The organism is Streptomyces sp. AM6-12 (genome assembly GCF_044327085.1).
Taxonomy (GTDB): Bacteria; Actinomycetota; Actinomycetes; order Streptomycetales; family Streptomycetaceae; genus Streptomyces.
Genome location: NZ_JBIQWN010000003.1, coordinates 245,306 through 268,316 on the forward strand (window position 1 = coordinate 245,306; position 23,011 = coordinate 268,316).

11 protein-coding genes are annotated in these 23,011 nt (G+C 73.2%); 9 read left to right on the plus strand and 2 right to left on the minus strand.

Going from position 1 to position 23,011, the window contains the following annotated elements; all coding sequences use genetic code 11:
* From ACE4Q9_RS34385 to ACE4Q9_RS34420, 8 genes are all read left to right on the plus strand, one after another.
* The gene (locus ACE4Q9_RS34385; RefSeq protein WP_397988596.1) at positions 1-3,822 is read left to right on the plus strand and encodes an amino acid adenylation domain-containing protein; all 3,822 of its coding nucleotides are present in this window, start codon (positions 1-3) and stop codon (positions 3,820-3,822) included.
* A complete protein-coding gene (locus ACE4Q9_RS34390; RefSeq protein ID WP_397988598.1) occupies positions 3,815-9,502 on the plus strand; it encodes an amino acid adenylation domain-containing protein in 5,688 nt (1,895 codons plus the stop codon). Before ACE4Q9_RS34385 ends, ACE4Q9_RS34390 begins: the two co-directional genes overlap by 8 nt.
* Positions 9,503-9,564: 62 nt before the next feature.
* Positions 9,565-16,851 (plus strand): amino acid adenylation domain-containing protein, encoded by a 7,287-nt coding sequence (locus ACE4Q9_RS34395; RefSeq protein WP_397988600.1) that lies wholly within the window; start codon positions 9,565-9,567, stop codon positions 16,849-16,851.
* A gap of 25 nt (positions 16,852-16,876) precedes the next feature.
* Positions 16,877-17,716, plus strand: a complete 840-nt coding sequence (locus tag ACE4Q9_RS34400) for a thioesterase II family protein (RefSeq protein ID WP_397988602.1) — start codon at positions 16,877-16,879, stop codon at positions 17,714-17,716.
* Positions 17,717-17,969: 253 nt separating this feature from the next.
* Positions 17,970-18,410: a cysteine dioxygenase gene (locus ACE4Q9_RS34405; RefSeq protein WP_397988876.1), complete on the plus strand. Its 441-nt coding sequence runs from the start codon at positions 17,970-17,972 to the stop codon at positions 18,408-18,410.
* A gap of 219 nt (positions 18,411-18,629) precedes the next feature.
* Positions 18,630-19,190, plus strand: a complete 561-nt coding sequence (locus tag ACE4Q9_RS34410) for a GNAT family N-acetyltransferase (protein WP_397988604.1) — start codon at positions 18,630-18,632, stop codon at positions 19,188-19,190.
* A 274-nt stretch (positions 19,191-19,464) separates the two neighbouring features.
* Positions 19,465-20,193 carry a hypothetical protein gene (locus tag ACE4Q9_RS34415; protein ID WP_397988606.1) on the plus strand — a complete coding sequence of 243 codons (729 nt, stop codon included), beginning with the start codon at positions 19,465-19,467 and terminating at the stop codon, positions 20,191-20,193.
* Positions 20,190-20,345, plus strand: a complete 156-nt coding sequence (locus ACE4Q9_RS34420) for a hypothetical protein (RefSeq protein ID WP_397988608.1) — start codon at positions 20,190-20,192, stop codon at positions 20,343-20,345. The genes ACE4Q9_RS34415 and ACE4Q9_RS34420 overlap by 4 nt, the downstream gene beginning before the upstream one ends.
* A gap of 85 nt (positions 20,346-20,430) precedes the next feature.
* Here the strand turns inward: ACE4Q9_RS34420 and ACE4Q9_RS34425 are convergent, their stop codons facing one another.
* Entirely contained in the window at positions 20,431-21,021 is a 591-nt protein-coding gene (locus ACE4Q9_RS34425; protein WP_397988878.1) for a helix-turn-helix domain-containing protein, read from the minus strand.
* Positions 21,022-21,195: 174 nt separating this feature from the next.
* Between ACE4Q9_RS34425 and ACE4Q9_RS34430 the strand changes: the two genes are divergently transcribed.
* Positions 21,196-22,185: an alpha/beta fold hydrolase gene (locus ACE4Q9_RS34430; RefSeq protein WP_397988610.1), complete on the plus strand. Its 990-nt coding sequence runs from the start codon at positions 21,196-21,198 to the stop codon at positions 22,183-22,185.
* 71 nt (positions 22,186-22,256) lie between these two features.
* Here ACE4Q9_RS34430 and ACE4Q9_RS34435 read toward each other — a convergent pair whose 3' ends face one another.
* A complete protein-coding gene (locus tag ACE4Q9_RS34435; RefSeq protein WP_397988612.1) occupies positions 22,257-22,970 on the minus strand; it encodes an SDR family oxidoreductase in 714 nt (237 codons plus the stop codon).
* Positions 22,971-23,011 lie beyond the last annotated feature (41 nt).

Sequence of the window (23,011 nt, forward strand, 5' to 3'; positions counted from 1 at the left end):
ATGACCGCGGTCGAGCCCGAGCAGATCGAGGGTTACCAGCTTTCGCCCCAGCAGCAGGCGGTCTACCTGCGGGAGGGCGCACAGAACAGGGCCGAGCGCAGCGTGCGCTGCCCGTCGAGGATCGGCGCCGGCCTGCTGGCCGGGCGGCTGACCGCACTGGTCGAGGAGCACGAGATCCTGCGGACCAGGTACGTGGCCCTTCCCGGGCTGCGGCTCCCCGTCCAGGTGGTGGACGCGGCCGGACCGGCCGACATCGGGACCGGACCGCTCGGCAGCACGCTGCTGCGGGCCGGCGAGCTCACGGTCGAGCACACCGACAGCCCGGACGGCACCCTGCTGCGCCTCGGTCTGCCGCGGCTGAGCGTGGACCGGACGACCTGGAGCCTGATCACCGGATTCCTGCTCGGCGAGGAGCCCCGGGACGGCGACGCGCAGACCGCGCAGGAGCGGCTGCAGTACGCCGACGTCGCCGGCTGGCTCACCGACGAACTCGCCGCGGCGGACCCTGCCGAGGACACGGAGGAGACAGCCGGCACACGGACCGCGCTCCCGTTCCTCGCGCCCGACCGGGTGTGCGACCCCGACGCCGCACCCGAGACGCTCACCCTGATGGTCCAGGGCCCCGTGCTGCAGCGGCTGCGCGCCGTCGCCCGTGACCTCGACGTGGACGAGGCGGCGCTGCTGCTCGCCGCGTGGCGCTCCCTGTACGCGCGCTACACCCACAACAGCGACGACCGGGTCCTGGTGGTCACGGACGGGCGCTCCGCGGACGGACTCAGCGCAATGCCCGGTCCGTTCGACCGCCCGGTGGCCACGCGTCTGCCCCTCGACCCGGAGGACGCGTACGCGAGTGCCGCGCGTGCCGCGGCCGGTGCCCTGCGGAACGCCGCGGCCAAGGAGTGCCAGTGCGACCCGCAGACCGCCGTCAGCGGCGAATTGGGCCCCGTACTCTCCTTCCGCCACCAGCGGGACCCCTGGGCCGCGGTCATCGAACCGGGGCTCCTCGACAGGTCCGAGACGCCCGGCACGCTCCACCTGGAGTGCACCGAGGGCCCCGAGAGCCTGTTCCTGACCTTCGCGGGCACCGGCGCCCGGATCGCCCCCGACGACCTGGTGCCGCTCGCCGAAGCGTACGAGCAGCTGCTCGCCGACGCCCTCGCCGATCCCGGGCGGGCCGCGGGCACGCTGCGTCTGGTCGCGGCCGCCGTGCCCGAGCCGGCGGCCGAACTCGCCGACGAGTACGAGACGGTGCTGCGACGCTTCCTGGAGCAGACCGCGCGAACCCCTGATCTGGCAGCCGTACGCAGCGGGGACGAGACTCTGACCTACCGCGAACTGGCCCGGCGGGCCGAGGCGGTCGGTGCCCTGCTGCGCACGCGGGGAGTACGGGCCGGCGACCGGATACCCCTGCTGGCCCCGGCATCGGCGGACACGCTGGCCGCGATGCTCGGCATCTGGCTGGCCGGGGCCGCGTTCGCGCCCGTCGACCCGGCGTGGCCCACGGAGCGCATCGAGACCGTGGTCGGCCAGCTCGGTTCCGCACCGGTGCTGGTGCCCCGGGCCGCAGCGCAGGTGGCGCTCTCCGTCCCGTCGCTGCCCGTGCCGGACCTCGACGGGCCGGCCGCCGACCGCACGCCGGACTCGGTCACCGCCGAGGGTCCCGCGTACGTGATCTTCACCTCGGGTACCTCGGGGCTGCCGAAGGGCGTCGTGGTGGGCCACCGACAGCTGGCCCACTACGCCGACGCGGCGCTGGAGCGGTTCGGGCTGCCGGACGGCGCCGGGTTCGCGGCCGTGTCCACGCTGGCCGCTGACCTCTCCTACACGGCCGTGTTCCCCACGCTCGCGAGCGGCGGCTGCGTCCATCTCTTCGACACGGACGTCGCCACCAGCCCGCGGGCGCTCGCCGAGCGGCTGCGCGCCCACCCCGTGGCCGCGATGAAGCTCGTGCCCTCGCACCTCTCCGCGCTGCTGGCCGAGGCCGACGACCCGCGGGAGCTGCTCCCGCGCGAGGTGCTGGTGCTCGGCGGCGAGCCGCTGCCGCGCGCGCTGCACGACCGGCTGCGCGAACTCGCCCCCGAGCTGAGGGTCTTCAATCACTACGGGCCCACGGAGACCACCATCGGAGCCTCGTGCCTGCCGCTGGAGGCGGCGGTCGACGCGCGGTGCTCCTCGGTACCGGTGGGCACCGGCCTCGGGCGGAACACGCTGACCGTCGTCGACGGCGAGGGCCGGCCGTTGCCGCCGTGGTGCCCCGGCGAGGTGCTGATCAGCGGCCCCGGCGTCGCCCTCGGTTACCTGTCCGAACTCGACAAGGGTTGCACCGGCTTCGGCCGCCCCGGTGACGAGGGAGGCTACCGGTCCGGCGATGTCGGCCGAGTGGTGCCCGGTGTCGGCGTCGAGATCATCGGCCGCCTCGACGACCAGGTCAAACTGCGCGGTTACCGGCTCCAACTCGGTGAGGTCGAGGCGTTGCTGCACCGCCGGCCCGGCGTGCGCGCCGCGGCCGTGGTCGCGCGTACCGACGAGAACGGCCTGGTGTCCCACCTCGACGCCTACGTCGTGGGGGCCACCGAGGAGAGCGCCCCGTCGGTCGCTGACCTGCGGAAGGCTCTCGGTGACGAGCTGCCCGCGGCCCTGGTCCCGACCGGATGGCAGGTCCTGCCACGGCTTCCGCTGACCCGCAACGGCAAACTCGACCGGAAGGCACTGACGCCGGTGGAGGCGCAGCGCACCCGGGCCGGCCGCCCGCGCGACGCCGTCGAACAGCGGCTGCTCGTGCTGTGGGCCGAGGTCCTGGGCGTGGACGGCATCTCACCCGAGGACGACTTCTTCGAGCTCGGCGGACACTCGCTGCGCGCCATCAAGCTGATCTCCCGCACCAACGCCGCCTTCGGCTGCCGGCTCCCGATGTCCGCGATCTTCAAGGCGCGGACCGTCGCCGCGATGGCCGAACTGGTGCGCGGCAGCGATGCCCAGGACTCCAACCTGGTGCCGCTGCGGCACGCCAAGGGCGCCGCCCCGGTGTTCTGCATCCACCCCGGCGGCGGCAGCACGCTCAGCTACTGGGAACTCGCCCGGCTGCTCCCGGCCGACCGGCCCGTGCTCGGCGTCGAGTCCTGGGGGCTGCACGGAAGGCCGCCGCACCGGGACTTCCGTGAGATGGCCGAGAGCTACGCGGAGACGATCGCCGCGGCTTGCGACGAGCCGCCGGTGCTCATCGGCTGGTGCTACGGCGGACTGATGGCCCTGGAGACGGCCCGGGCCCTGCGCCGCAAGGGCGTGGAGGTGGCCAGGCTGGTGATCGTCGACTGCCCGGCCCCCGGGTACGACGAGGAGGACGAGGCCGGTGACGCGCCGCAGCCGCTGACCGAGTCGGTCCTCGTCGGCCGCTTCGCCTGGCACTACGAGCTTCAGCTGCCCGACGAACTGCCCTCCGGACCCGCGGCGTACGACCTCCTCCTCGAGGCCATGCAGAGCAACGGGCACCTGCCGCCGACCGCCGGCGAGGCGGAACTGCGCACGCTGTTCGACGTCTACGCGTCGAACATGACCGCGCTGGAGGGGCTCTGCGAGGACACGGACGACAGCACCCGGACCCCCGACTACCCCGTCCTGCTGGTCCGCGCCGAGCCCACGGGCGAGCCGCAGGACGAGGACCGGAGCTGGGGCTGGCGCGCGCTGGTCGGGCCGGGCCTCTCATTCGCCTCCGTCGACGCGGACCACCACGGCATCATGCGCGCGCCCGAGGTCGGCGAGCTCGCCGGCCTGGTGACGCGGGCGATCGAGGAGTCCACGCAGGGTCGGGGGAACCGTGACTGAACGTCAGCAGCCGGGCTCTGAGCCGCCCGCGCTCCGTCTGTTCGCGGACCGGGTGCCCTCCGCCGAGCGCCGCCGCGGCACGCGGTCCCTCACGTTCACCCTGAATCCGGCCGCGGCCTGCCGACTCGACGAGGTGAGCGGGGCGCACGGAGTCACCCGCGCCACGACGCTCCTCGCCGTGTTCCAGCTCGTCATGGGCCGGTACGCGGGGGTGCGGGACGTCGGCATCGACGTGCACCTGCCGTCGGACGGTTCCTCGGGCCCGCGCACCAGGCTCGTCACGGCGCGCTGGGAGGACGGGCAGAGCTTCGCGGAGTTCCTGCGCCAGGTGGACGAATGCCTGCCAGCAACCCCCGGGTCGTCCGGCGGGCCGGGCACCGTGCCGCCGTTCCGGACCGAGGACCTGTACGTCGCGTGGGAGACGGAGCCGGCCGGCGGCTCGGGGCCGGGCGTGCTGCGCGGTACGGCGCAGTACGACGGCGACGTGCTCGACCGCGCGACCGTCGAACGGCTCGCCACGCACTACCTGACCCTGCTCGAATCGGCGCTGGCCACGCCCGGGGCACACCTCGCGGACCTGGCGCACACCACGCCCGCGGAACGTGCGTTGCTGGCCGCATGGGGCACCGAAGGAGGCGCGACCCACGCCGAGAACGTCGTGGCCGCCTTCCAGGCCCGGGCCGAGGCCACCCCGGACGCCGTCGCACTGATCTACGGCGACGAGACCCTCAGCTACGCCCGGCTCCGGGAACGCGCCGCGCACACGGCGCACCTACTCACCGAGCGCGGCGTCGGGCCGGAGAGCGTGGTCGGCCTCGCCATGGAGCGGTCGGCGTCGCTCGTCGTCGCCATGCTCGGCGTCCTCACCGCGGGTGCGGCGTACCTGCCGCTGGACCCGGGACACCCGGAAGCGCGACTGGCGTTCATGGTGGAAGACAGCGGCGCGCGCCTCGTGCTCGCCGACCGGGACGTCGACTTCGCCGAGGTGCCCGTCCTGCGGGTGGACGCACTGCCCGCGCCGCGTGCCGGCCTCCCCGTGACCAGGGCGCAGGCGCCCGCGGTGCATCCGGAGCAGCAGGCATGTGTGCTCTACACCTCCGGGTCCACCGGCCGTCCCAAGGGCGTCGCGATCACCCACCGCGGGATCGTGCGCCTCGTGTGCGACGCGGACTACCTCGGCTTCGGACCCTCCGACGTCGTCGCGCAGATAGCCAACACCTCCTTCGACGCGGCCACCTGGGAGGTCTGGGGCGCGCTGCTGAACGGTGCCCGGCTGGTCGGCATCAGCAAGGACGAGGTGCTCACGCCCGCCCTGCTCCGGGGCCGCGTCGAGGAGCACGGCGTCACCGCGATGCTGCTCACCACCGCCCTCTTCCACCGGTGCGTGGACACCGAGCCGGCCATGTTCGCCTCCCTTCGCACCCTCTTCTTCGGCGGCGAGGCGGCGGACGCGCGACGGGTGGCTGCCCTGCGCTCGGCCGCGCCCCGGCTGCGGCTGGTGAACGCCTACGGCCCCACCGAGGGCACCACCATCGCCAGCACCTACGACGTCGTGGACCCGGCGCCGGACGCGGCGCGTACGCCCATCGGCAGGCCCGTCGCCGACACCCGCTTGCACGTGCTGGACCCGTACGGCCGGGAGTCCGGCATCGGGGTGCCCGGCGAGCTGCACATCGGCGGTGCGGGCCTCGCGCGCGGCTACGCCGGACGGCCCGACCTGACCGCGGAGCGGTTCGTGCCGAGCCCGTTCGGCGTGGGCGAGCGCCTGTACCGCACCGGCGACGTGGTCCGCTGGCGCGAGGACGGTGCGCTCGAATACCTGGGCCGCGCCGACACACAGGTGAAGATCCGGGGCGTGCGCATCGAGCCCGACGAGATCGCCGGAGTGCTCTCCACGCACCGGGACGTGCAGGCGGCCGTCGTCGACGTCCAGGGCACGGACGGCTCCGTGCGCCTCGTCGCGTACGTCGTCCCGCGGGGCGCGCGGCGGGCCACGCCTCGCGAGCTGCGCGCGTACGTCGCGTCCCGGCTGCCCCAGGCGATGGTGCCGGCCCGGTACGTCACGCTGCCCGAACTGCCGGTCACCCCCAACGGCAAGCTGGACCGCCGCGCCCTACCCGCCCCCTCGGACGAGGACGGGGTCCAGGCCGAGACGTACGTCGCGCCGCGCGGTGCGACCGAAGAACTCGTCGCGCAGGTCTGGGGCGACCTCCTGGGCGTCCCGAGGATCTCCGCCCACGACGACTTCTTCGCGCTCGGCGGTCACTCCCTCCTCGCGACGCAGGCCGTGACACGCGTCGCGGCACGGCTCGGCGTGGAACTCGGCGTCCGCGCGGTCTTCGAGGCGCCGACGGTCGAGGGGTTCGCCGCGCGTGCCGCGGCGGCCCGCCGCGGGGACACCCACCTGCCCGTCGCCGCCACCGGTGACGGCCCGCACGCGCTGTCCTTCGCCCAGCGGCGCCTGTGGTTCCTGGACCGGCTGGCCCCGGGCAGCCCCCTGTACAACGTGCCGCTGGTACTCGCCGTCGACGGTCCGCTCGACGTGGCCGCGCTCGGCGAGGGAGTCCGGGCGCTGGTGCGGCGGCACGCCTCGCTGCGCACCCGGCTCGTGGCGGACGGCGACGAGCCGCTCCAGGTGGTCGACGCGGACGCGGAACTCCCCGTCCGGATCGAGGACCTGCGGCAGCTGCCGGAGACGGTCCGCGAGCGTGAGGCCGACGAGCGCGCGCGGCGCGAGGCCGAAGAACCCTTCGATCTGGCCCGGGGGCCGCTGGCCCGGGTCCGCCTGCTGCGCCTCGCCGAGGAGCGGCACCTGCTGCTGCTCACGATGCACCACGCCGTCTCCGACGGCTGGTCGGTGGGCGTCCTGATCCGCGACCTGGGTGCGCTGTACGCGGCGGCCCTGGACGGCGCGGCCGCGTCCCTGCCGCCCCTCCCGGTCCAGTACGCGGACTACGCCGAGTGGCAGCGGCGCTTCCTCGACGCCGGTGCGCGCGAGGAGCAACTCGCCTACTGGAAGGACCGCCTCGCGGGGGCGCCGGCGAGTCTCGACCTGCCGACCGACCGCCCGCGTCCCCCCGTCCCCCGGAACTCCGGGGAGGTGTTCCCGCTCCGGCTGACCCCCGAGCTCACCGAGCGCCTCGGCGAGGTGAGCCGGGCGCACGGCGTGACCCGCTTCATGACGCTTCTGGCCGTGTTCCAGCTCGTCCTGGGACGGTACGCGCAGACGCGGGACGTCAGCGTCGGCACGCCGGTGTCCGGGCGCACCCGGCCGGAGTTCGAGGAACTCGTCGGCTTCTTCGTGAACACGCTGGTGCTGCGCACCTGCTGGGAGGACCGGCTCACCTTCGCGGACTTCCTCGCCCGGGTGCGGGAGACCACGCTGGGCGCCTACGAGCACCAGGACGTACCGTTCGAGCAGATCGTGGAGGCGGTACGGCCGCCGCGTGACCCGAGCCGGACGCCGCTGTTCCAGGTGATGCTGGCGATGCAGAACGCGCCGGCGGCCACCACCGCGCTGCCCGGCCTGACGGTGTCACTGCGCGAAGGCACGGTCAGGGCCGCCAAGTTCGACCTGACCGTGGCGTGGGAGGAGGCGTCGCTGGACGCCGGCGAACTGTGCGGCTCGGTGGAGTACGACGTCGACCTCTTCGACCGTGCAACGGTCGAGCGGATGATGCGGCACTACGTCACGCTCCTCGACTCCGCGCTCGCCACACCGGACGCCCGCCTGACCGACCTGGAGATGATCGGCGCCGAGGAACTCACCGCGTTGGTCGGGCCGGTGGCCGGGGCGCCCGAGCGGCCGTCCGCCACGCTGCACGGGCTCGTCGACGCCGCGGCCGCCCGCACGCCGGAGCGCACGGCACTGGTGCAGGGCGACCGGTCGATCGGCTACGCGGAGCTGCGCGAGCGCTCGGACGCCGTGTGCGCGTACCTCCGCGCTCACGGGGTGGGCGCCGGCGACACCGTCGTCGTACGGATGAACCGCTGCCTGGCGTGGCCCGCCGCGCTGCTCGGCGTGCTCAAGGCGGGCGCCGCTTACGTCCCCGTCGACCTGAGCACCCCGCCGGAACGTCTCGGTCATGTGCTGCGCGACGCGGCGGCCGCCCTCGTCCTCGGGTCGCGCGCGGACGGCGCGCCGCCGGACGTGACGGTGCCCTTCGCCGCCGTGGAGGACGCCTTCGCGGCCGGGGCCGACCTGCCCGCCGGGGAGCCGGCCGTGCACCCCGCGGCGACCGCGTACGTCCTGTACACCTCCGGCACGACGGGCTGCCCGAAGGGGGTGTGCGTCAGCCACGCGAACCTCGTGCACACGCTGGAGGCGGTCGCGGAGCGGTACGGACTCGGCGCCGAGGACCGGGTCCTGCAGTTCGCGTCGCTCACCTTCGACGTGGCGGCGGAGGAGCTCTTCGCGAGCCTCGTCCGCGGCGCGACCGTCGTCCTGCTGCCGACCGGGCCCGTGCCCGGCATCGCCGAGCTGACGTCCCTCGCCCGGCGCGAACGCCTGTCGGTGCTCAACCTGCCCGGATCGTACTGGCACGAGTGGGTGTCCGCCCTGGACCGGCACCCGCCGGCGGCGTGCCACCAGCTGCGCCTCGTGATCGTCGGCAGCGAGCGTGTCGACGGCGGCAAGCTCGCCGAGTGGCAGGCCACCGCGCCCGCGCACATCCGCCTGCTCAATGCCTACGGCCCGACCGAGACGACCATCACGGCAACCGTCCACGAGCCGTCCGCCACCGCGGTGTCCGGGCGGGCGCCGGGCGGTACCGTACCGATCGGCAGAGCGCTGCCCGGGGTGCGCGCCTATGTGCTGGACGCCGCGCTGCGGCCGGTTCCGCAGGGCGTCCCCGGCGACCTGTACCTCGCGGGCCCCGGCGTCTCGCACGGCTACCTCGGCGATCCCGTGCGCACCGCCGGATCCTTCCTGCCCGACCCCTGGGGGCGGCCCGGTGAGCGCATGTACGCCACCCGGGACCGCGCCCGCCGCGGCGCCGACGGCGAACTGGAGTTCCTCGGGCGCACCGACGACCAGATCAAGCTGCGCGGCTTCCGCATCGAACTCGGCGAGATCGAGGCCGCTCTCGCCGCGCACCCGGGGGTGCGGGATGCGGCGGCGGTGCTGCGCGAGGACACCCCCGGCCGGCCTGAGCTCGTGGGATACGTGGCGCTCGTCGGCACCACGCCGGAGACGGAGCTGCGCGCGCACCTGGAACAGCGGCTGCCGGGCTACATGGTGCCCACCGCGATCGTCACGCTGGACCGGCTGCCCCGCAACGAGCGCGGCAAGACCGACCGGCGCGCCCTGCCGGCCCCCGTCCGCCCGGAGCCGACAGCCACGGTGCCGGACGCCCCCATGGGCGACGTGGAGCGCGTGGTCGCCTCGATCTGGCGCGAGGTCCTCGCCGCCGAGCACGTCGGCGTGGACGACAACTTCTTCGAACTGGGCGGCCACTCCCTCCTCGTCGTGCGCGTGCAGTCCCGGCTGTCCGAGACGCTCGGCACGGCGGTGCCGGTGGTCGACCTGTTCCGGTACCCGACGGTACGCACCCTCGCCCGGCACCTCGCCGCCGGCGACGGGCCCACAGCGGCCGCCGGAGGAGAGGGGCGCCGCCGCGGCGCCGCCCGCCGGCAGCGGCAGGGCGCTCGGACGGCGAGGACCAGGAGGCAGACGACATGAGACCGCAGACGCCGCGGACGCAGGTCAAGCCACCGATGACGGACCACTTGGAGAGAGAAGCGATGAGCGACGAAAACCACCTGCCCGCCGGCGCCGTTGCCGTCGTGGGCATGGCCCTCAGGGTTCCCGGCGCCCGCACGCCGGACGCCTTCTGGCGCAACCTGCGCGACGGCGTGGACAGCGTCACGACCCTGACGGACGAGGAACTCCTCGCCGACGGCGCGGCCCCCGAGGACATCGCGCACCCGGACCACCGTCCGGCGCTCGGCGTCCTCGACGGCATGGACCGGTTCGACGCGCGGTTCTTCGGGTTCTCCCCGCGCGAGGCCCAGATGCTCGACCCGCAGGCCCGGATCTTCCTGGAGTGCGCCTGGGAGGCCCTGGAACACGCGGGCCGGCCCTCGGACGCGACCGACGCCGTCACCGGTGTCTACGCCGGAGTGGGGGAGAGCGCGTACCTGCGCCACAACCTGCTGGCCCACGACGGCCTGGTCGAGCGCATCGGCGCCTTCCAGACCTCCATCGGCAACGACAAGGACTTCGTGCCGACCCGGGTCTCGTACAAGCTGAACCTGCGCGGCCCGAGCGTCAGCGTGCAGACCGGCTGCTCCACCTCGCTGGTGGCCGTGCACACCGCGTGTCAGGCCCTGATAGGCGGCGAGTGCGATGTCGCGCTCGCCGGCGGGGCGACCGTCGTCCCGCACCGGCGCGGCTACCGCTACGAGAAGGGCGGCGTCCTGTCCGCCGACGGCCGCTGCCGGGCCTTCGACTCCGGTGCGTCCGGCACCGTACCGGGCAGCGGCGCCGGTGTCGTGGTCCTCAAGCGCCTCGCCGATGCCCTCGTGGACGGCGATGTGATCCACGCGGTGATCCGTGGTTCCGCCATCAACAACGACGGCGCCCGCAAGGTCGGCTTCACCGCCCCGAGCGTCGAGGGACAGGCCGACGTGATCGCGGAGGCCCTCGACGTCGCCGAGGTCGACCCGGCCACCGTGTCGTACGTGGAGGCCCACGGCACCGGCACCCAGCTTGGCGACCCGATCGAGGTGGCCGCCCTGAAGAACGCCTTCGCCGACGCGGGCGCCGCGCACCGCTGCGCCCTTGGCTCGGTGAAGACCAACATCGGCCACCTCGACACCGCCGCGGGCGTGGTCGGCCTGATCAAGACGGTGCTGGCGCTCAAGGCCCGGGAACTCCCGCCGTCCCTCCACTACACCGCGCCGAACCCGCAACTCGGCTTGGACGAGGGGCCGTTCTACGTCAACGCCACCCTCGCCCCGTGGCAGGGCGACCTGCTGCGCGCGGGCGTCAGCTCCTTCGGCATCGGCGGTACCAACGCCCACGTGATCCTGGAGGAGGCGCCCAAGCGCGCCGCCGCCGGCCCGGGGCGCGCCCGGCACGTGCTGCCCCTCTCTGCCGCCACGCCCACCGCGCTCGACACCGCGGCCGCGGAACTCGCCGCCCATCTGCGCGCACACCCGCAGGAGCGCCTCGACGACGTGGCGTACACCTTGCAGCGCGGCCGCTGGACCCTGCCGTACCGGCGCTTCGTCGTGGCCGGGGGCACCGAGGAGGCGGCCGAGGCGCTGAGCGGGCCCGCCCCGGCGCGCCCCGCCGAGCCCGAGACGGAACGGGACCGCGAGGTCGTCTTCGCCTTCCCGGGGCAGGGCGCACAGCGAGTCGGCATGGGACTCGCCCTGTACGAGCGCGAGCCGGTCTTCCGCGCGGAGGTCGATCGCGCCGCCGGGATCCTCCTGCCGGTCCTCGGCGAGGACATCCGCCGTCTGCTGTACCCCGCCGAGGCGGAGCGGGAGACCGCTCAGGAGAAGATCCGGCGGACTGAGTACGCGCAGCCCGCCCTCTTCGCCGTGGAGTACGCCCTCGCCCAGCTGTGGATCTCCTGGGGCATTCGCCCGGCGGCCATGCTGGGACACAGCCTCGGCGAGTTCGTGGCCGCGTGCCTGGCCGGGGTCATGTCGTACGAGGACGCGCTGCGCCTGGTCGCCGTGCGCGGTCGGCTGATGCAGGGCGCGCCCGCCGGTGCGATGGCGGCCGTTCCGCTGGCGGAGGGCGACGTCACGCCGCTCCTCGGCGCGGAGGTGGCCCTGGCCGCGGTGAACGGGCCGCGCGAGTGCGTGGTGTCCGGTCCCTTCGAGGCGGTCGCCGCCGTCGAGGAGCGCCTCGCCGAACGCGGGGTCACCACGAAGCGGCTGCGCACCTCGCACGCCTTCCACTCGCGCATGATGGACGACGCCGCCGACGCGTTCGAGGCGGAGGTCGCCCGCGTCGCGCTGACGGCCCCCCGGATCCCCTTCGTATCGGACGTGACCGGCACGTGGATCACCGAGGAAGAGGCCACCAGCCCGGCGTACTGGGCCCGTCACCTGCGCTCCACGGTGCGGTTCGGGGACGGCCTGCGCACGGTGTGCCGCCCCGACGCGACGCTGCTCGAGGTCGGTCCGGGCCGGGTCCTGACGGGCCTGGTCCGCGGCGGGAACGACCTGCACGGGGCGGTCGCCTCACTGCCGTCGGCCGGTCCCGACGCCGAGACGGAGGTGCTGACCGCCGCCGGCGAACTGTGGCGCCTGGGAGCGCCCTTGGCGTGGGAGGCGCTGCACGGCGAGGAGACGCCGCTGCGGACCGTGCTCCCGACGTACCCCTTCGAACGCGAGCGGTACTGGGTCGACCCGCCGCGCGGCACCCGCACGGTGCGTGCGAACCCGGACGGCCTGGCGGCGCGCGGCTTCCGCCGGGTAGGCCCGGCGACCCCCGCGGGCGCACACGACGGTGCGGCACCGGCCTCCTGGTTGCTGGTCACGAACCCGGCGGAGGCCCCCGACGGCCTCACCGAGCGCCTGCGCGGCGCCCACCGCCGGGTGATCGAGATCCCGGCCGACGCCGTCGGCACCCGGGACGACTGCGACCGCATCCTGGCCTCGTCGCTCCCCGCGGACGAGCGGATCGAGGGCGTGCTCCACACGGCGCTCCTCGGCACCGGCGCCGAAGAGGCCCGCGCCGACGGTGCACCGGAGGAACTGGAGACACTCGAACGGGCTCTCGCGGCCCGCGGGGACGACGGCGCGCGGCTCGTCGCCGTGGTGTCCGGCGCGCTCGACGTCACCGGTGAGGAACCGCTCGTGCCCGAGCGGGGCGCGCTGACCGCCTGGGCCCGCGCCGGCCGGCCGGGCTCCCGGACGCTTCTCGACCTGCCCGTACCCGGGACCGCCGCAGCCGCCCGCAGGCTGGCCGCCGCGCTGCTCACGGAGATCGACGCCAAGCCCGAGGAGCCCGTGGTCGCCTTCCGCGGCGGGCACCGCTTCGTACCGGAGCTGGAGCCCCTGAACACCCCGGCGGCCGCCGACGCCCGCCGGCACACGGGTGCGCACTACGCGTCGACGGGTGACGAGCGGATCGCGGCCGTGTTCGGCCGGGCCCTGTCATCCGCGGGTGCCACGGTCACCCCGCTGTCCGCGGCGGCGGCCGTACCGTCCACCGTCCTGGTCCTGCTCGACGCGACGGCCCCGCAGCAACGTGTGCGGGACGCACTGGAGCGCGCCATCGCGGCGGTCGCCCAGGCGCCCGCGGGCACCGTGCTCGCCTGCGAGGTCCATCTCGTGGGCGGTTACGACTTCGACCCGTCCCGCTCGGCCGTCGCCGCCGTCGTGGAAACGCAGGTCGCGCTGGTGCGTCGCGAGTCCGAGACCCCGTGGACCGGCGTCGTGTGGTCCCGGGCGGACCACGCCACAGTCGAGCGGTGGGCGGCGCGCGTGGTGGGCTCGGTCGCCGGCAGCTGCCAGACGGTCGTGGAGCCGAGCGCCGACCTCGCGCCGGACTCGGAACCTGCCGCGCAGGACGCGACCCCCGAGGGCCGCGCGGACTATGCCGACGACACCGAACGCCAGGTCGCCGCGATCTTCTCGGACCTCCTCGGCATGGCGGACATCGCACCGGACACCAACTTCTTCGAACTCGGCGGCCACTCCCTGCTCGCGGCGCAGTTCGTCGCGCAGGTCCGCACGGTGTGCGGCGTCGAGGTCCCGCTGCGCACGTTCGTCGGCGAGCCGACGATCCGAGGCCTGGCCGCCGCCGTGCGCGCCGCCCGCGCCGAGGCCGGCGACACCCTGCTGGAGGCGCTGCCGGCCGTCGTGCCCGACCCCGCGAACGAGGGTGTGCCCTTCCCGCTGACGGACGTGCAGCAGGCGTACTGGATCGGCCGTACCGGCGTCTTCGAGATCGGTAACGTCGGCATGCACGGCTATGAGGAGTTCGACGTCCAGGACCTGGACCTGCCTCGTATGCAGCAGGCGTTCCGCCGGCTCATCCAGCGGCACGGCATGCTCCGCGCCATCGTGCTCCCGCACGGCGAGCAGCAGATCCTGACCGACGTCCCCGACTACGTCATTGAGACGGAGGACCTGCGCGGGCTGCCCGGGAACGAGGTGAGCGCGGCGCTCGACAGCACTCGCGCGGCCATGTCCCACCAGAACTTCCAGGCAGACCGCTGGCCGCTGTTCGAACTGCGCGCCTCGGTCCTCGACGGCGACCGCACCCGACTGCACTACAGCATCGACGGCCTGGTCACCGATGCCCGGGCCTCCAACGTCCTGCTGCGTGAACTCGCCCACCTCTACGAGCACCCGGACGTCGAACTGCCCGCGCTGCAGCTGTCCTTCCGTGACTACGTGCTGGCGGAGAAGGACCTGGAGTCGTCCGAGCTGTACCGCCGCGCGGAGAGCTACTGGAGGGAGCGGATCCCCGGCCTGGCGACGGCCCCGGAGCTGCCGCTGGCCTGCGACCCACGCACCGTCGAGTCCCCGCGTTTCAAGCGGGTGGAGGGCAAGATGCCCCGGGAGACCTGGGAGCGCGTGAAGGGATGGGCGTCGCAGCGTGGCATCACCCCCACCGCACTGCTCCTGGCGGCCTACAGCGAGGCGCTGGCCACATGGTCGAAGAACCGCCGCTTCACGCTCAACCTCCCCATGGCGAACCGGCTTCCGCTCCACCCGGAGGTGGACGCCATCGTCGGTGACTTCACCTCGGTGACGCTGCTGGAGGTCGACGCGGCGAGCGAGGCCTCGTTCGAGGCGCGTGCCTGCGCCGTGCGGGACCGGCTCATCACCGACATCGACCACCGCGTGTTCAGCGGTGTCCGCGTCATCCGTGAGATGAAGAAGGTGCGCGGTGACGCTGCCGCGGCCATGCCGGTCGTGTTCACCAGCCTCTTCCTCGACCACGGCCAGGACACACCCATCGGTGAAGTGGCGTACAGCATCTCGCAGACCCCGCAGGTCTGGATCGACGCACAGGTCTACGAGGTGGATGGCGCGCTCGCGTTCGACATCGACGCGGTCGAACAGCTCTTCCCCGAGGGCCTGGTCGGCGCGATCCACGCGGCCACCCTGGAACTGCTGCGGTGGCTCGCCGAGGACGAGGAGAACTGGAGCCGGCCCGCGCCCCTGCTCGTCCCGCGCGCCGAACTGGCCGAGCGGGAGGCGTACAACCGGACCGAGGGCCCGCTGCCGGCGGGGCTGCTGCACGCGCCGTTCTTCGCCACGGCGGCCCGGACGCCCGAGCGCACCGCCGTCGTCACCCCCGGCCGCACGCTCAGCTACGGCGAACTCGCCGCGCGGGCCGGTGGCATCGCCCGGCGTCTGACCGGCCTCGATGTACGCCCGGGCGACCTGGTCGCCGTCGTGATGGAGAAGGGCTGGGAACAGTGCGCCGCCGTCCTGGGCATCCTCGCCGCGGGCGCTGCGTACCTGCCCATCGACCCCGAACTGCCCGACGAGCGCGTCCAGCTCCTGCTCGAACACGGACAGGCCCGCGCGGTCCTCACCCAGGGCCGGGTCGCACAGGGCAGGGAGGACCGCTTCGACGGCGTACAGGCCGTGTTCCGGGTCGATGAACTCCCTCTGGAGGAAGACGCGGCCGACGGTCTGCGGCTGGACGGTCCCGCCACGCCGGGTGATCTCGCGTACGTGATCTTCACCTCGGGTTCGACCGGTCTGCCGAAGGGCGTGATGATCGACCACCGCGGCGCCCTCAACACGGTCGTCGACATCAACGACCGCTTCGGTGTCGGGGCGGACGACCGGGTCCTGGCCCTGTCTTCGCTGAGCTTCGACCTGTCGGTGTACGACGTCTTCGGCCCGTTGGCGGTCGGCGGTGCCGTCGTCATGCCGGACGCGAGCGCGCACCGCGACCCGGCGGCCTGGCTCGATCTGCTGGAAACGGCCCGGGTCACCCTCTGGAACTCCGTGCCGGCGCTGATGGAGCTGCTCGTCGAGCACATGAGTGTGAAGGAGGCGACCAGCACCGCGCTGCGGCTCGTGATGCTCAGCGGCGACTGGCTGCCGGTCACTCTGCCGGACCGCATCCGGCGGGCACTCGGCGCCCCCGAGGTCGTCAGCCTCGGCGGCGCGACGGAGGCGTCGATCTGGTCCATCCTCTACCCGATCGGGGACGTACCCGCCGACTGGCCGAGCATCCCGTACGGCAGGCCGATGCGGAACCAGACGTTCCATGTCCTTGACGACGCCCTCCGGCCGCGGCCGATCGGGGTGCCGGGCCAGCTCTACATCGGCGGCGTGGGTCTGGCGCAGGGCTATCTGCGCGACGAGGCCAAGACGAAGGCCAGCTTTGTCGTCCACCCGGAGACCGGCCAGCGCCTCTACCGCACCGGAGACCTCGGACGCTTCCTGCCGAGCGGCGACATCGAGTTCCTCGGCCGCGAGGACTTCCAGGTCAAGGTGCAGGGCTACCGCATCGAACTCGGCGAGATCGAGACCGCGATCATGCAGCACCCGGACATCCGGGCAGCGGTGACCGTGGTCCAGGGGGAGCCGCGCGGCGCGAAGCGGCTGGTCGCCTTCGTCGTCCCGCAGACCATGCACGATGTTCCGCAGGATCTCCGCGACTTCCTCGGTAACAAGCTGCCCCGCTACATGGTGCCGGACGTCTACGTGGAGATCGACGCACTGCCGCTCACCGCGAACGGCAAGGTGGACCGGCGGGCCCTGGTGGTTCCCGAGCAGGCGGTCGAGGAAGCCGCGCCGCCCTACGAGGCCCCGCGGACGCCGATCGAGGAGGCCATCGCCGAGGTCTGGGCAGGCATGCTCCAGGTCGAGCGCGTCGGCATCCACGACAACTTCTTCGCCCTCGGCGGAGATTCGCTCATGGCCATGCGCGCGGTGGTCCGCCTGCGCAAGGCGCTCGGCACCGAACTGCCCATCCGCGTCCTGTTCGACAGCCACACGCTGGAGGACACCGCGCTCGTAGTCGAGGACCACATCCTCGCCGAAATCGAGGAACTGACCGAGGAAGAAGCTCAGGCGCTGCTCGCCGACTGAGCCGATCTGTCACGGAGACCTCAACGTGAACCGAACCGCAACCATCCGCGCGACGCGTGCCCACGGCTGGATCGTGGGCGCGCGGCGCCCGGCCGCACCGGCCGTCCGTCTCTTCTGCCTCCCGTACGCCGGAGGCGGTGCCTCGGCCTATGCCGCCTGGCACGCCCTCCTCCCTGACGACATCGAAGTCTGCCCCGTCGAACTGCCGGGCCGGCTGACCCGCTGGAGCGAGAACGCCTTCGAACGGGCCGAACCGCTCGTCGAGGCGCTCGCCACCGCGCTGGAAGGCGAACTCGACGTCCCCTACGCACTCTTCGGGCACAGTATGGGCGCCCTTCTGGCGTTCGAACTGGCACGGGCGCTGCGCAGGCGCGGCGCCGACGAGCCGCGCGTCCTCTTCGTCTCCGGCGGCCCCGCACCCCAACTCCCGCGTCGGCTGCCGCTGATCCACGACCAGCCGGACGACGTCGTGGTGTCCAGGCTGCGCGACCTGGGCGCCGTACCGGAGGACGTGTACGCCGAACCGGAGCTCCTCGAACTGCTCATGCCGACGATCCGCGCGGACTTCTCGGTCGTCGAGACGTACACGCATCGGCCCGAGCCGCCGCTCGGGTGCCCCGTCGTCGTCTTCGCCGGGACGGAGGACCGGGAGGTGCCGCCCGGCCAGGTGGCCCCCTGGCACGAGCAGACGACGGGCGGCTTCACCCAACACGTCCTGCCCGGCGACCATTTCTTCCTGCACAGCGCGCGGACCGCGCTTCTGGACACGGTCCGCGCTGCGCTGACCGCCGCAGCCGGCCGACCGTCACAGATCGCGAGACGTGCGATCAACCCGATTGACCGACCCGAACGAAAGGAACAGTGATGAACACGATGGAAGCCTCCAGCCCGATGCTTGGCCGGTGCTGTGCCCACCTCATGTCCTTTGACGATGATCCGTTCACAGGCCTCGCCCGCACTGCCGCCGTCACCGCGGGCCTCCCGGCCGAGGCCTGGGCCCCGGAGTCTGTGACAGCCGCCGAACCCACTGCGGTCCGGCTGCCGGCGACCCAGGCGGTTGGTGCGTGAGCGACAGCGACCTCCAGATCGCCGGCGACATCCTCGAGGTCCCGCACCTCATGCAGCCTCCACGGGAGCATCCGGTCACCGTCGCCGAGTTCGCCGGCCTGGCCCGCTCCATCGCGGCCGACCGCTCGCAGTGGGAGCACCTCGTGGCGTACGACGCGACCACGCGCTGGAACCACCTGCTGCGAACCGGCCCGGGCTACGAGGCATGGCTGCTGTCTTGGGTGCCGGGGCAGGGCAGCGGGCTGCACGACCACGGTCGTTCCTCCGGTGTGCTGACCGTTCTGGTCGGCACACTGACCGAGCGGACGGGACGCGGCATGCGCGCGTTGCCGGAGGGGGCACAGCGGGTGTTCGCGCCAGGGTATGTGCACGAGGTAGTGAACGACACGCTGGAACCTGCGGCGAGTCTGCATGTCTACTACCCGGGCCTCACCGCGATGCCATGCACACTTCCGGCAGACGTGCGGCGCACACCGATCCGCGCCCGGTGAATGCCTGACGCGCTGCCGAACCTGCGGCCGTGTCTGACCCCGCCCTCGCAGGAGCAACGGCAGTGCGGGGTGCGCCCAGTCAGGTTGACGCGAGCACGGCCCACAGGAGCGTCGTTAGCGTGGTGGGCGCTCAGGTATGAGAGCCCACCAGAAAATCCGGTGAGCCGATGACCGCACCGTTATGCTGCCTCGTCCTACAAGCCAGGGAGGTTCCGCACCATGAGCAGCAACACGTTACCGTTTCCCGACCGGATCGAGCTCACAGGGGAAGGGCTCGTCCTGCGTGACTGGACGGAAGCAGACCTGGCCGCGATGCCGGATTTGTTCGATCATCCCGACATCGCGTACTGGACGCCGATGGTCTCACCTTTCGACGAAGCGGCCGCTCGCGCACGGTTGGACCGGGACCGACAGATGCGGGCGGAGGGCTCGACCATCCTGCTCGCCATCACCGTTGACGGCCGCGTGCCGCTCGGCGAGGTGATGCTGCGGCGCGCTCCAGAGGGCACGGAGATTGGCTACGCGGTCGGCCCGGCGCACCGCGGCCAGGGGCTGGCCGCGCGGGCGGTGCGGGTGATGGCCGCATATGCCTTCGAGCAACTGGGCGTGGAACAAGTGATCTTGGAGCTGGAGGCCGAAAACGCTGCCAGCGTCGCCGTGGCCACCAAGGCGGGCTTCAGCCTGCTTGACGTGCCGCTGATCGAGGGGGAGGAGAAGGGACGGCCCTATGCCCTGCAGACATGGGGCCTGCGGCCGACATCGTCAAGCTGTTCAGGGTGACTGTCCGCCGCTGACGACGGGCGTCCGGTCTTGTTCGGGAGGGAAACGATCTCCAGAAGCCCCGATGTAGCCCCTGACCAGCAAGTTCCGTCGGCGCCCCAAGCAGCTGCTGGAGCCGAAGGGCATACGCGTCTCCGCACTGCGTAAGCAGGAGTACGACCGGAACACCGGGGAGCTGCTCGGCACCGGCTAGGACGACCACGCCGCGGCGGTCACCTCGACGGCCGCCGAACTCCACCGCGCCGGGATCGGGCACCGGCTCGCAGGCGGGTATGTGCAGCGGGCCGGCCTGGTGGTGCGGGCGCCGGAGGCCGGGGTGCTGGTGCTGCTGGAGATCGACCGCCGCACCGAGGACACGCACGAGCTGGTCGCCAAGCTGCGCCGGCACTGGGAGCGGGGCCGGCTGCTGCCGAAGGACGCGGACAAGCGCACCGCGGACCTGGCCCGCTCCCGGCCGGACGCGATCGACCAGCTGGTCGGCCACGAGAAGCGGCTGTGGCGCCGGGTCTACCCACCGACCGGCCGGGAGGGCCTGGTGCCGCGTTCGTGTTCGACGGAGGCGAAGGCCGCGGGCGCGGTCGCCGTGCTGGAGAAGGCCGGCCGCCGCTACTGGGCGCCGCGCCGGTTCGACACTTACCACCGGGGATCACGGCGAAGGACTACAGCCGTCAGCTCGGTCGGCCACGTCAACGGCGATGTCCTCTTCGACGACCTCGACTTCGAGCAGCACCCCTACGATCCGTGGGCGGCCTACAACCAGTCCAAGACCGCCAACGTCCTGTTCGCGGTCGAGGCGGCCCGCCGCTGGGCGTCCGACCTGATCACCGCCAACGCCCTCAATCCGGGCCGCATACCAGCACCCGGCTCGGCCGCCACGTCGGGGACATCTCCAACGGCCCGGCTTCCTTCGACCCCACCAGCACCGACGTGTCGTGGAAGACCATCGAGCAGGGCGCGGCAACCTCGGTACTCCTCGCGCCCTCGCCCTTGGTCGAGGGCATGACCGGCCGGTACTTCGAGGACTGCAACGAGGCCGGCCCGCACTCGCCCGGTGTGCGCCGGGGCGTGGCCGCCCACGCCGTGGACCCTCGGAACGCGGCCCGCCTGTGGCAGACCTCCCACGACATGCTGGTGGCCGCCGCGACGACCGCCTGACGGCGCAACGACCGCAGGGGGCTTGCGACTTGGCCGTACGGTGCCCTCGCATGAGCAAGGCGCCTGGCTTGTCACAGCCGCTCACTCAGCGGCTTTTCCGGTGACCGGTCTCGCGAGGAACGGCCGGCGGGGTGCGCAGCCGCTGGCGCTCGCCCTGCGGTCCGAACATGATCAGGTACTCGACCGGACCGCTGGGACTGGAGTTCACCACCCCGTGCGGGGTACGGGTGTCGAACTCGGCGACGTCCCCGGCGGTCAGGACGAGGTCGTGGTCGCCGAGTGCCAGCCACAGCCGTCCGTACAGGACACACAGCCACTCGTACCCGTCATGGGAGACCTGACGTGGCCGCGTGGGCGTGCCGTCAAGGGCGGGCAGGACGTGCTTGTGGGCGTGCAGGCCGCCGACGTAACGGGTCAGGGGCAGCACCGCCTTGTCGTCGCCGAAGCTCAGCGGCGCCGTAGCGGGCGGCTGGGCCGCGGGGGCGGGTGCTGTGCCGGCCAACTCGTCCAGTGAGGCGCCGTACTCCTTCGACAGCCGCAGCAGCATCTCCAGGGTGGGCCTGCGCCGGCCGGTCTCGATCCGGGACAGCACGCTGGTCGAGATACCGGTCGCGCGGCTGACACCGGCGAGGGTCGCCCCGTGGCGGTCGCGCGCGGCCCGCAAGCGGGGCCCCATCGCGGCCAGGGCCCCTTCCACGTCGCCGATCGCCACCGCACGCTCCTTGTCCGCCGCGCCCCTCCACCTCTTCGTCCTGCAAGGTTGCCAGTATGGCAAGGCCGATCGCGCCGGACCGGTGCCGCGCCGCATGATCGATGGGCAGCCGCGTCACCGCGAACCGAGGAGAAGCCCATGCGTCCCGAGCCGACCGCCGAAGTCCGCCATCGCACCGTCGAGGCCCCGGCCGGACGCCTCCACCTGGTCGAGCAGGGCACCGGCCCGATGGTGCTGCTCGTGCACGGCTTCCCGGAGTCCTGGTACTCCTGGCGCCATCAGCTCCCGGCCCTCGCCGCGGCCGGCTACCGAGCGGTGGCGATCGACGTGCGTGGCTACGGCCGCTCCTCCAAGCCGGCGGCGACCGAGGCCTACCGGATGCTCGACCTGGTGGCGGACAACGCCGCCGTCGTACGCGCCCTGGGCGAGGGGAGCGCGGTGGTCGTCGGCCACGACTGGGGCTCCCAGATCGCCGCCGCCTCCGCTCTGCTCCACCCCGAGGTCTTCCGCGCCGTCGGTCTGCTGAGCGTCCCCTACGCGCCGCCCGGCGGTCCCCGCCCCACCGACGTCTTCGGCCGGCTCGGCGGCCCCGAGCAGGAGTTCTACGTCTCCTACTTCCAGGAGCCCGGCCGAGCCGAGGCGGAGATCGAGCCCGACGTCAGGGGCTGGCTCGCGGGCTTCTACGCAGCCCTGTCCGCCGACACCATGCCCACCCGTGACGAGCCCGACCCGCACTTCGTCACCCGCGGCGGCGGCCGGCTGCGCGACCGCTTCCCCACGGCAGTCCTCCCGGCCTGGCTGAGCGAGGACGAACTCGACGTCTACGCCGGGGAGTTCGAGCGCACGGGGATCACCGGCGCCCTCAACCGCTACCGCAACATGGACCGCGACTGGGAAGACCTCGCCCCCTACCGCGGCGCCCCGATCAAGCAGCCGTCCCTGTTCGCCGGGGGCGCGCTGGACGCCTCCACCACCTGGATGGCCGACGCCATCGACGCCTACCCCACCACCCTCCCCGGCCTCTCGGCCTCCCACCTCCTGGACGGCTGCGGCCACTGGATCCAGCAGGAGCGCCCCGACGAGATCAACCGCCTGCTGACCGACTGGCTCGCCACCCTCCAGCACTGAACCAGGCAACCCCGGGAGCAGCGGTCCGCGCACCGGCTCGCCCGCTGCCACGGGACGCCGCCCCTGACCGATCACCAGGGCACGGGTGTTCCGTCCCAGGAGAAGAAGCCGCCGGTGGGGCCGTCGTCCGGCAGCAGCGCCAGGCGGAGCGCACCCCGCGCGGCCTCGGCCGGGTCGCCGCCCGCCGCGGAGGCTCGGGCATTGAGGTCGGTGGCCCGCAGGCCGGGGGCGAGCGCGTTGACCTTGAAGCCCTCCTCGGCCAGCGCCTGGGCGTAGAGGACGGTGAGCGCGTTGAGAGCGGCCTTGGACGACCGGTAGGCGGCGGCGCCGCTTCCCGGACTGAACTGGGGGTTGGGGGAGGTGCTCCAGGCCAGCGAGGCCGTGCCACTGGAGACGTTGACGACGCGCGGGCGCGGCGACCGGCGCAGAACGGGAAGGAAGGCATTGGTCACCGCCACCACCCCGAACACATTGGTCTCGTAGGTGCGCCGGTACTCCTCGACGCCCGTGTCGGTCGGCGAGGCGAGTGACGGCGAGATGCCGGCGTTGTTGACCAGCACGTCCAAGCGGTCCACCTGAGCCGCGGCCTGCCCGATGCCGTCGGGATCCGTCACGTCGAGGACCAGCAGACGGGCCCCGGCCCCGAATTCCTCGACGGCCCGCTGCCCGCGCTCGGGGTCACGGGAGCCCACGTACACGGTGAAACCCGCGGCCGCGAGGAGCCGGGCGATATGCTTTCCGATGCCCTTGTTGGCACCGGTGACCAGAGCTGTGCGTTCGTTCATGGCCACCACGCTTCCCTGGTCGTGGGGTGCCCTGCCAGGGA

What these genes read in the sequence shown, in the direction of transcription:
- ACE4Q9_RS34385 (WP_397988596.1), top strand. Translation starts at nt 1, where the DNA reads ATGACCGCGGTCGAGCCCGAGCAGATCGAGGGTTACCAGCTTTCGCCC.
- ACE4Q9_RS34395 (WP_397988600.1), top strand. Translation starts at nt 9,565, where the DNA reads ATGAGCGACGAAAACCACCTGCCCGCCGGCGCCGTTGCCGTCGTGGGC.
- ACE4Q9_RS34405 (WP_397988876.1), top strand. Translation starts at nt 17,970, where the DNA reads ATGCAGCCTCCACGGGAGCATCCGGTCACCGTCGCCGAGTTCGCCGGC.
- ACE4Q9_RS34410 (WP_397988604.1), top strand. Translation starts at nt 18,630, where the DNA reads ATGAGCAGCAACACGTTACCGTTTCCCGACCGGATCGAGCTCACAGGG.
- ACE4Q9_RS34420 (WP_397988608.1), top strand. Translation starts at nt 20,190, where the DNA reads ATGACCGGCCGGTACTTCGAGGACTGCAACGAGGCCGGCCCGCACTCG.
- ACE4Q9_RS34425 (WP_397988878.1), bottom strand. Translation starts at nt 21,021, where the DNA reads ATGGGGCCCCGCTTGCGGGCCGCGCGCGACCGCCACGGGGCGACCCTC.
- ACE4Q9_RS34430 (WP_397988610.1), top strand. Translation starts at nt 21,196, where the DNA reads ATGCGTCCCGAGCCGACCGCCGAAGTCCGCCATCGCACCGTCGAGGCC.
- ACE4Q9_RS34435 (WP_397988612.1), bottom strand. Translation starts at nt 22,970, where the DNA reads ATGAACGAACGCACAGCTCTGGTCACCGGTGCCAACAAGGGCATCGGA.